The sequence below is a fragment of the Actinomycetota bacterium genome (assembly GCA_036280995.1).
GTDB lineage: Bacteria > Actinomycetota > CALGFH01 > CALGFH01 > CALGFH01 > CALGFH01.
The window spans coordinates 1-2,707 of record DASUPQ010000802.1 but is presented as its reverse complement, the minus strand read 5'-3'; the positions used below and the strand labels follow the sequence as shown (position 1 = coordinate 2,707).

The window sequence follows — 2,707 nt, the reverse complement described above, 5'->3', positions numbered from 1 at the left end:
GGTCACAGTGGAACCACGGGGCGATTGGCGAGGCGACTCGGCTGCTCACGCGCGCCGCCCGGTACCAGCGCCCGGGGCCGTACCAGCTGCAGGCCGCGATCGTCGCCTGCCACGCCGAGGCTGAACGCTGGGAGGACACCGATTGGGAGCAGATCGTGCTGCTGTACGACATGCTGCTGGTGCTCGCGCCGTCCCCGGTGACCCGCCTGCACCGCGCCATCGCCCTGCGCTATGCCTCAGGGCCGGGGGCCGCCATGGCCGAGCTGGACGCCCTCGCCGGCGTGTTGGACCGCTATCACCTGTACCACGCCACCCGCGCCGAGCTGCTGCGCGAGCTCGGCCACCCCGACCAGGCCCGCGTCGCCGACCGTCTCGCCCTGGAGCTGACCGCCAACCCCGCCGAACAGGCCGTCCTCCAGCAGCGCATCACCTGGACCTAGCCCCGGCGTTGACCCTGCCCATGCGACGGCCGAGGGCGCGTCTTCGGTCGTGCTGCGTCCTTCCTGGGTGTCGGGTGACCTGCCGCTAACCGGTCGGGCATCGCATGCACGCCCTGGCGTGATGTCCTGGTGAGGTTGTCGTATCGGGCGGGTCACCGATCGTCCTTCTGGTAGGAGGTCTGGCTGGACCAAGCCCGGCCCGCATGACAAGGAGATCGGCTTCCCATGCACCGCAAGTGGTGGACCCTGCTCGTGGTCTCGGTAGCGACGTTCATGCTCCTGCTCGACATCACGGTCGTGAACGTGGCGCTGCCGTCGATCCGCCAGGATCTGGGCGCCAGCTTCACCGACCTGCAATGGGTGGTCGACGCCTACGCGCTGACGCTGGCCGCGCTGGTGTTGGCGGCCGGCTCGCTGGCCGACCGGCTGGGGCGCCGCCGGCTGTTCGCCGCCGGGCTGGTGATCTTCTCGGCCGCTTCCCTGTTGTGCGCGCTGGCGCCGGATCCGACCCTGCTCAGCCTGGCCCGCGCGCTCCAGGGCGTGGGTGGGGCGGTGCTGTTCGCCGTCTCCCTGGCCCTGGTCGCCCAGGAGTTCCCGGCCGGGCCCCAGCGCGGCACGGCCATGGGGCTGTACGGCGCCACCATCGGCATGGCGGTGGCGATCGGTCCGCTGGTGGGCGGGGCGCTCACCGACGGGCTGGGATGGCGGTCGATCTTCTCCCTCAACCTCCCGGTCGGGGTGGCGGCGCTGGCGGTGACCTACCGGAAGCTGCGCGAGAGCCGTGACCCCAACGCAACTGGCGTCGACTGGGCGGGCGTGGCGAGCTTCAGCGGCGCGCTGTTTTTGCTGGTGCTGGCGCTGGTTCGCGGCAACGCTGAGGGCTGGGGCAGCCGCCTGATCGTGTCGCTGTTGACCGGCTCCACCGTCCTGCTGGTGGCCTTCATCGCCATCGAGCGCCGGGTCCGCCAACCGATGCTGCCGCTCGGGCTGTTCAGGCGGCCGTCGTTCACCGGGGTGCAGGTGGCGGCGTTCACCATGTCGGGCTCGTTGCTGGCGATGTTCCTCTACCTCACCCTGTATCTGCAGAACTACCTCGGTTACGCGCCGCTGGCGGCGGGGCTACGCTATCTGCCGATTACGCTGCTGGCCTTCCTGGTCGGCCCGATCGCCGGGGCGTTGCTCTCGCGGGTGCCCGCGCGGCTGCTGCTGAGCGTGGGCCTTGCCATGACCGGGATCGGCCTGCTGCTGATGTCGGGGATCCAGGCCGGATCCGGGTGGACGACCCTGCTGGGCGGCTTCCTGGTCGCGGGCGCTGGGGTCGGCCTGCTGAACCCGGTGATCGCGGCCGTGGCCGTGAGCGTGGCGCCCAACCAGCACAGCGGTATGGCGGCCGGCATCAACGACACCTTCCGGCAGGTCGGCATCGCCGTGGGCATCGCGGTGTGGGGGGCGATCCTGGTCGGCCGCGGCGCCGACAGGATCGCCGAGCTGCTGGCGGGGACTCCGGCCGCGAGCGGCGAACGTCCGCGCGAGCTCATCGAGGCCGCCTCCTCGGGCAGCCTAGACCAGGCCCTCGCCGCGGCTTCCCCGCAGGCCCGGCAGGTCGTCGCGAATGCGGCTGGCGACGGGTTCCTCACCGGCCTCAACGCCATGCTGACCCTGGCCGCGCTGCTCAGCTTCGCCGGTGCGCTCCTGGTCCTGTGGCTGGTTCGAGAGCACGGGATCCAGCGCCCGCCGCTGGAGCCAGAGCGCCAGCCCCAGTCCGACCAAGCGCTGCCGGAGGCCGCCGACGCCTGAGGCGGGCGCTGGTGCAACTCGCTGGCGTGAGCTGCGACCAGGCGCGGCCCCGGCCGCGATCGACGCCCGTTGCTGGTCACACCACATTCCTGTCATGCGGGCGCCGCCCGCTTACGAAGCCCGCTCCAGGCCAGCGACTTGCCAGATGCGGCTGCGACGCTGGAACGTTTGCCGAAGCCCATGGTCCTCCAGCACCGCCAGCATCGCACCTGGCGGATGGGCAAAGCCCCGAAAGCTGCTTCGGGTCAGCCGCATCACCAGGTTGAACACCCCATAGAACGCACGGGAGAGCGGGTTGCGGGGCGGATAGCTGAAGACCAGGGCGCGCCGCGCATGGTCGGCGGCGGCGGCAAGCAGCCGCTCATAGTCGGGGTAGCAGCACACCACCCGGTGCAAGACCACCAGGTCGGCCGGCGCCACCGCCCCAGGGTCCTCGGCCAGGTCGTGAATGCGCCAGTCGATCCGCCCCT

Annotated in this window: 3 protein-coding genes; 2 read left to right on the top strand and 1 reads right to left on the bottom strand. The window is 71.4% G+C overall.

Annotated elements, in window-relative coordinates:
• Together VF468_26825 and VF468_26820 are read left to right on the top strand one after the other, a co-directional pair.
• On the top strand, positions 1 to 440 hold a 440-nt coding region (locus tag VF468_26825), incomplete at its 5' end, for an RNA polymerase sigma factor (protein ID HEX5881903.1).
• 225 nt (positions 441 to 665) lie between these two features.
• Complete coding sequence (locus tag VF468_26820; GenBank protein ID HEX5881902.1) at positions 666 to 2,237, top strand: MFS transporter; 1,572 nt, start codon at positions 666 to 668, stop codon at positions 2,235 to 2,237.
• 111 nt (positions 2,238 to 2,348) lie between these two features.
• Here VF468_26820 and VF468_26815 read toward each other — a convergent pair.
• The coding region (locus VF468_26815; GenBank protein ID HEX5881901.1) for an SAM-dependent methyltransferase at positions 2,349 to 2,707 on the bottom strand (359 nt) is incomplete at its 5' end.